The following is a 7,192-nucleotide window of genomic DNA, read 5'->3' as shown; positions in this document are numbered from 1 at the left end:
CTGTGCTGCGTGCGCTGCGCATGACGCCGATCAGTGTGGCCGAGGCCATGCCGGTCCAATCCCCGTACCCCACCAGCGCACCCGCCTACGAAGACCGGGTGATCGAGGGCCTGCCGCCCGAACCGGCGGAGGACGCCGAGGCCTATGCCTACGACCGCCAGGGCTGGCCGCGTTTTCTGCGCCTGGAGACCCGCCTGGGCACCCAGCCCTTCGACGCGGCGCGCAAGACCCGCATCGGCTATGGCATCTACGGCCTGCTGGAGACGCCCAACCACGGCTCCCTCTCCATCGACGGCACCTACGCGCCCAGCGACAGCAGCGGCACGCTCACGCTGCGCCAGCGCGCGATGCCGCTCTCCGGCGGCTGGCTGATGAGCAACGAGCTGGGCGTGATCAACCCGCCCACGCCCGGCATCCTGCGCCTGCCCGCGCGCATCTACCTGCCTTCGGCCATCGTGCAGGGCATCAGCACCGAGTGGGAGAACCCCGGTGCCGGTCTGCAACTGCAGGCCAGCACCGGTGAACCCGGCCGGCTGGACTTCCTCCCGGCCAACGGCTTTCGCAAGCTTCCGGGCCAGCGCACCTCGTTCGGTGGGCAATGGCGCCTCAACGCGGACGGTGCGAACCCCCTGTCCCACCAGGGCTGGACGCTCGCCCTGCAGCACGAGGACGCGCGCAAGGTCTCCAACCTGGACGTGCCGCTGCAGGCCAGCGACATCGTCGACGCCAACTCCACCCTGCTGGCGCTGCGGCACGAAGGTGCCGAGCACAGCATCCAGGGCCAGGTGCTGCGCACCCAGGCCAACAACCTGAACGGCGCGCGCAGCGGCTTCTGGGTCGACGGCGAATGGGACGACGGCCCGCGCCGGCACGGCCTGGGCGCCTACCGGCTCGAGCAGGACCTGAGCTGGGCCAACCTGCCGCTGGCCAACGACCTCGTGGGCGCCTACGCGCGCACCAGCTGGCGCACGCGCCAGTGGTCGGCCGAGGGCTCGGTGGACTGGCTGGATTCGATCAGCGGGCGCAGCGGCAGCGGTTTCTTCGCCACCGGCTCGGCGCGCTGGCGCCTCAACCGCGACCACACCGTGGGCGCCGGCACCACGGTGCGCCGCTTCGACGGCGACGCCTGGAGCAGCTACGGCGACTGGCGCTTCCAGAACGGCTGGGGCCACAGCGGCATGCGCCTGGAGTTCGTGCACAGCGACAACGAGGCCCACTCGCGCTGGCTGACCTGGGACCAGGAATGGCTGGTGCCGCAGAGCTGGGCCGTCTCCACCAGCCTGGGCACCGGCGCCTACGACGCCTACCAGGGCCGCCCCCGGGAATCGGTCTGGAGCGCCGCGCTCAGCGTGTCCGCGCCGATCACGAACAAGGCCAGCCTGCGCGGCAACCTCAACACCGAACACAGCAACACCGGGCAATCGCGCCACAGCCTCAACCTGGGCGGCCACTGGCGCATCGACCCGCGCTGGAGCGTGGAGGCCAACTACAACCGCTCCACCGGCCGCAGCCGCTTCAACCCCTCGCTGGACCCGCTGGCGCCGCCGCTGGCCATCGTGATCCCCGAGTCGGACCGCTCCTTCTACGCCGTGCTGCGCTACGAGCTCGAAGCCGGCAGCCGCAACGTGCCGCTGGGCGGCCGGGCCAGCGACGGCGGCGGCCGCATCGTCGGTACGGTGTACTTCGACGCCAACCGCAGCGGCACCCAGGAAGCCAGCGAACAGGGCGTGCCCAACGTCACCGTCTACCTGGACAACCGCTACGCCGTGCGAACCGACAGCCAGGGCCGTTTCGAATTCCCCTTCGTGGCCGGCGGCCCGCGCACCGTGAGCGTGCGCGGCGAGACGCTGCCACTGCCCTGGAACGTGGTGGACCAGGGCCAGGCCAAGGTCGACGTGCGCCTGCGGGAAAGCGCCTCTGTCAGCATTCCGGTGCAGCGCAGCGAGTGAACCCGCGCCGGGCATGCCCTTGCGGCGCGCCAGCCTTCCCCGAGCAGGGGTATTAAGTTTGGAGGAAGTGGGCCGATAGTGGGTCATGCCCCCCCACCGCCTCGCCCTCCCCGCACTGGCCGCCAGTGCCCTGATGCTGGTCCCCGCGACCAGCATCGGCGAGAGCGTGCTGGTGCCTCAGGGCAAGGTCGGCGCCTCGCTCGACTTCCGCATCGTCATCCCGCCCATCATGCGGGTCATTGAAAACAGCCACCCCCAACTGCTCGACACCGCCGACGGCAAGGCCAGCGCCGAACAACGCCTGGTGGTGATGTCCAACATGAAACGGGGCTTCTGCGTCTCGCTGCGGCGCGCCGCGCCCCAACTCGGCACCTGGGAGCTGCAAACCGCCCCACAAAGCGGCGTTCAGCTCAGCCCGGTGGCCGACGGCTACCGCCTCTGCGGCACCCGCCCGGGGCAATACACCGTGCTGCTGCAGCACCGCTTCGGCACCGGCGACAGCCGCGCCAACGCGCTTCACTGGCCGGTGCAGACCGACATCTCGGCCATTTAACCGTTCGTCGTGGCCGCTGGTCCACGAAAACGGGTTTCGGGATGTAAACCCCTCATCCGCGCGCAAACGGCCATTCAACAGGTCAATTGCTGCACTGCGCCATTTTGGTCTGCACTTATGACTTGATCACTCCGCCGCGTGCGGTTTGATGCCGTTGCGCTGCCACACCCGGCGGATGGTGGTGGCGCCCAGACCCAGGTAAGAGGCCAGCGTGCGCGTGCTCCACTGCGCGGCTTCGGCCGGTTGTTCGTGCAGCGTCGTGCTCACGATATGCGACTCGAGCGCCGACGTCACGCTCGGTGTGCGCCCCGAACGCGGCGCGTCCTGCAGCAGGACCTCGAGGCCGCCTTCGATGAAGCGCCGCCGCCACAAGGCCACCTGCCGCCGATCAAGCTTGACCTCGTCCGCAATGTCCTTGTTCTGCCAGCCCTGCGCCGCCAGCAGGATGACGCTGGCGCGCTGCTTCACGCGGGCCTCGACCCGCCGTCCCTGGGCCAGCGTGCGCAAGGCACGCTCGGTTTTCGCATCCAGCTCGATCGCTTCGGCCACTCGCATCGCTTCACCTCCTGGCGCATTGTGAGTCCGCTCAAGAACATAAGTTCCATCAATTAAGGCGCACACCCCTCGCACGGCACTTGGCCTCACATCGAAGCAAGGTTCAGTCCTACACAAGCCTCGTGGCTTAACTCAAAGCTCGTTACATCTCGCGCTTTTTCGTGGCCTAAAAAGAAAAGGCGAACGCAGCGCTGCATGCCTGCGAACCGTCAACGAACCCAGGGAGTGCACCTATGCCGTGCTTCAGTCACCCGTTATTCCTGTGCGCCGCGCGCGCTTTCCGAGTGCATTCCATGCACCGGCATGGGGCCCCGCCATCGGCCCGTTCCATCTTCAGCGGGCGCTGACTGACATGGCCCGCGCGCGCACCCATCCCCGGGAGAGGCCGTCACCCTCGCCCGCGCCCACCGAAGCCGGCCCGGGCGTCGTCGTCCCGCTTTACAACGAACACGACCTCGCCCGCAGCCTGCTCCCCTGGGCCGATCTCGCGCGGCGCCAGCAGAAGGTCAAGGCCTGGCTGGTGCTCACCGATCTGTGCGTGCTCGCGCTGTGTTTCGTGGCGGGCCGCCTGCCCGCGTGGCTGCGCGACGAGATCAGCCTCTCGCAGGCCATGAACGTGTGGTGGGCCGCCAATGGCCACCTGCGCCTCACGCTGTTCGCCGCGGTCGCGCTGACCATGGTGAGCTGGATGTGGACCGTGCAGGGCCACTACTCGGCGCACCGCCGCAAGCCCTGGTGGGACGAGACCCGCCAGCTGATCCAGGTGATCGTGCTCGCGGCCTTGCTCGATGCCATGGTCATCTACCTCGCCAAGTGGCCGCTCTCGCGCCTGTGGACCGGCGCCACCTGGGGCCTGGTGCTCGTCCTGCTGCCGCTGTCGCGCCTGGCCGTGCGCCACGGGTTGCTGCGCGCGGGCCTGCTCGCGCAACCCTATGTGCTCATCGGCCACCCCGACGACGTGGAGAAGGCCGCGGCCGCCCTGGCCAGCGAGCCGCTGCTGGGCTACAAGCCGGTGGCCGTGGTCTGTCCCGACCCCGGCGCGCGGCTGGTCCAGCTCGGCGGCGGGCACGTCGCCGCACCGACCGCGCTGACCCCGGGCGTGCGCGAGTTCCTCGCCCGGCCCGGGCCCCACCAGCTGGTGGGCGTGCTCGGCATCCGGGACAACAACTGGCTGCGCGAACTCGCCGAGGAACTCATGCTCACGCGCGACGACCTCGTCATGGTGCCCGCGCTCGGCGGCCTGCCCATCTACGGCATGGAGGTCTCGCACTTCTTCAGCCACGACGTGCTGCTGCTGCGCGCGCGCAACAACCTCAACCGGCGCGGTCCGCAGGTGCTCAAGCGCGCGCTCGACATCGTGGGCGCCACGGCCCTGCTGGTGCTGCTCGCGCCGCTGTTTGCCTGGGTCGCCTGGCGCATCAAGCGCGACGACGCGGGCCCCGCCTTCTTCGTGCAGAAGCGCGTGGGCGTGGACGGCCAGCTGTTCGACTTCATCAAGTTCCGCAGCATGGTGATGGACGCCGACGGCGCCCTGGAGCGCTGGAAGACCGAGAATCAAAAGCTCTACGTGCAGTACCTGGCCAGCAACTTCAAGCTCGCCAACGACCCGCGCATCACGAAGATCGGCCGCCTGATCCGCCGCACCAGCATCGACGAGCTGCCCCAGCTGATCAACGTGCTGCGCGGCGACATGAGCCTGGTCGGCCCGCGCCCGCTGCTGGCGCGCGAACTGGACGAGTACGGCAAGAGCATCGCCGCCTACGGCAAGGCCCGCCCCGGCATCACCGGCCTGTGGCAGATCAGCGGCCGCAGCACCAGCACGTTCCAGCACCGCATCAACATGGACCTCTGGTACGTGCGCAACTGGTCGCTCTGGTACGACCTCGTGATCATGCTGCGCACCGTGCGCGTGGTCCTCAGACAAGAAGGAGCCTGCTGATGAACACCCCTGACACCATTTACGTCGCCGGTCACCGCGGCATGGTCGGTTCGGCCATCGTGCGGCAGCTGCGCGCGGCCGGCCATCCCGCCAGCCACATCGTCACGCGCACGCACGCCGACCTCAACCTGACCGACCAGGCCGCCGTGCGCGCCTTCTTCGCGCGCACCAAACCGCAACAGGTCTACCTCGCCGCGGCCAAGGTCGGCGGCATCCACGCCAACAGCGTGTTCCCCGCCGACTTCATCTACCAGAACCTCATGATCGCGGCCAACGTGATCGAGGCCGCCTTCTGCAACGGCGTGCGCAAGCTGCTGTTCCTCGGCTCGAGCTGCATCTACCCCAAGCTCGCGCCGCAGCCCATGAGCGAGCACGCCCTGCTCACCGCGCCGCTGGAAGCCACCAACGAGCCCTACGCCGTGGCCAAGATCGCCGGCATCAAGCTCTGCGAAAGCTACAACCGCCAGTTCGGCGCCAGCCACGGCGTGGACTACCGCAGCGTCATGCCCACCAACCTCTATGGCCCGGGCGACAACTACCACCCCGAGAACAGCCACGTCATCCCCGCGCTGATCCGCCGCTTCCACCAGGCCCGGATGGCGGGCACGCCCGAGGTCGCCATCTGGGGCAGCGGCAAGCCGATGCGCGAGTTCCTCTACGTCGACGACATGGCCGCCGCCTGCGTGCACGTGATGAACCTGGCCAAGGCCGACTACGAGCAGCACACCCAGCCCATGCTCAGCCACATCAACGTGGGCTCCGGGTCGGACCTGACCATCGCCGAGCTCGCGCACAGCGTGGCCCGCATCACCGGCTTCGAGGGCGGCATCCGCTTCGATGCCAGCAAGCCCGACGGCACGCCCCGCAAGCTGATGGACAGCAGCCGCCTGCACAGCCTGGGCTGGCAGGCCAAGGTCGATCTCCCCGCCGGCCTGGCCCTCACGTACCAGGACTTCCTGCAGCACGCCGCCGCCCACTGACATTCGCGAGCCCAACACCATGACCCAGAACCCGCCCATCCCCCACACCCAGCCCAAGGTCGCGCTCATCACCGGCGTCACCGGGCAGGACGGCTCCTACCTCGCCGAGCTGCTGCTCGAAAAGGGCTACATCGTGCACGGCATCAAGCGCCGCAGCAGCCAGTTCAACACCCAGCGCGTGGACCACATCTACCAGGACCCGCACATCGACGACGCGCGCTTCCACCTGCACTACGGCGACCTGAGCGACACCAGCAACCTGATCCGCATCGTGCAGGAGACCAAGCCCGACGAGATCTACAACCTCGGCGCGCAAAGCCATGTGGCGGTGAGCTTCGAAAGCCCCGAATACACCTCCGACGTGGACGGCCTGGGCACGCTGCGCCTGCTCGAAGCGATCCGCATCCTCGGCCTGGAGAAGAAGACCCGCTTCTACCAGGCCAGCACCTCCGAGCTCTACGGCCTGGTGCAGGAAATCCCGCAGAAGGAAAGCACGCCCTTCTACCCACGCAGCCCCTACGCCGTGGCCAAGCTCTACGCGTACTGGATCGTGGTGAACTACCGCGAGGCCTACGGCATGTACGCCTGCAACGGCATCCTGTTCAACCACGAATCCCCGCGCCGCGGCGAGACCTTCGTCACCCGCAAGATCACGCGCGGCCTGGCCAACATCGCCCAGGGGCTGGAGCCCTGCCTCTACATGGGCAACCTGGATTCGCTGCGCGACTGGGGCCATGCCAAGGACTACGTGCGCATGCAATGGATGATGCTGCAGCAGGCACAACCCGAAGATTTCGTCATCGCCACCGGCGTGCAGTACAGCGTGCGCCAGTTCATCGAGATGAGCGCGCGCGAGCTGGGCATCACCCTGCGCTTCGAGGGCCAGGGCGTGAACGAACAGGCCATTGTGCAGGCCGTCGAAGGCGACAAGGCGCCGGCGCTGCGGCCGGGCCAGGTGATCGTGAAGGTGGACCCGCGCTACTTCCGCCCGACCGAGGTGGAAACCCTGCTGGGCGACCCGGCCAAGGCGAAGAACACGCTGGGCTGGGTGCCCCGGATCGCGCTGCAGGACATGGTGACGGAGATGGTGGTCTCCGACCTGGCCGACGCCCAGCGCCACGCCCTGCTCAAGCACCACGGCTACGCCGTGGCCGTCTCCAGCGAACACTGACCACCCGGTGCCGATCCCCATGTCCGCCCCCTTGCGCACCGCCCC

The 7,192-nt window shown here is 68.5% G+C and carries 6 protein-coding genes; 5 read left to right on the top strand and 1 reads right to left on the bottom strand.

The features are described 5' to 3' along the window. Together AC3WPZ_RS27245 and AC3WPZ_RS27240 are read left to right on the top strand one after the other, a co-directional pair. Window positions 1-1,949 (top strand): carboxypeptidase-like regulatory domain-containing protein (locus tag AC3WPZ_RS27245; protein WP_492442468.1); only part of this gene is annotated, 1,949 nt, incomplete at its 5' end. Window positions 1,950-2,034: 85 nt separating this feature from the next. Further along, window positions 2,035-2,502, top strand: a complete 468-nt coding sequence (locus AC3WPZ_RS27240) for a hypothetical protein (RefSeq protein ID WP_492442466.1) — start codon at window positions 2,035-2,037, stop codon at window positions 2,500-2,502. Between the two features lie 126 nt (window positions 2,503-2,628). On the opposite strand, the gene AC3WPZ_RS27235 is transcribed toward AC3WPZ_RS27240, so the two are convergent. Continuing rightward, window positions 2,629-3,057, bottom strand: a complete 429-nt coding sequence (locus AC3WPZ_RS27235; RefSeq protein ID WP_382153045.1) for a helix-turn-helix domain-containing protein — start codon at window positions 3,055-3,057, stop codon at window positions 2,629-2,631. A gap of 352 nt (window positions 3,058-3,409) precedes the next feature. Between AC3WPZ_RS27235 and wbaP the strand changes: the two genes are divergently transcribed. Genes wbaP through gmd form a run of 3 tightly spaced genes read left to right on the top strand, consistent with a single transcriptional unit; the run spans window position 3,410 to window position 7,147 of the window. Beyond that, window positions 3,410-4,996, top strand: a complete 1,587-nt coding sequence (wbaP, locus tag AC3WPZ_RS27230; protein ID WP_492442463.1) for an undecaprenyl-phosphate galactose phosphotransferase WbaP — start codon at window positions 3,410-3,412, stop codon at window positions 4,994-4,996. Beyond that, window positions 4,996-5,976 carry a GDP-L-fucose synthase gene (gene fcl, locus AC3WPZ_RS27225; RefSeq protein WP_382322279.1) on the top strand — a complete coding sequence of 327 codons (981 nt, stop codon included), beginning with the start codon at window positions 4,996-4,998 and terminating at the stop codon, window positions 5,974-5,976. The genes wbaP and fcl overlap by 1 nt, the downstream gene beginning before the upstream one ends. A gap of 19 nt (window positions 5,977-5,995) precedes the next feature. Then, window positions 5,996-7,147 (top strand): GDP-mannose 4,6-dehydratase, encoded by a 1,152-nt coding sequence (gmd, locus tag AC3WPZ_RS27220; protein WP_492442461.1) that lies wholly within the window; start codon window positions 5,996-5,998, stop codon window positions 7,145-7,147. Window positions 7,148-7,192 lie beyond the last annotated feature (45 nt).

The sequence above is a fragment of the Hydrogenophaga sp. FW305-3-2-15-A-LB1 genome (genome assembly GCF_058787875.1).
Note: the sequence above shows the minus strand (reverse complement) of the source record. Positions and strands in the feature narration are given on the sequence as shown.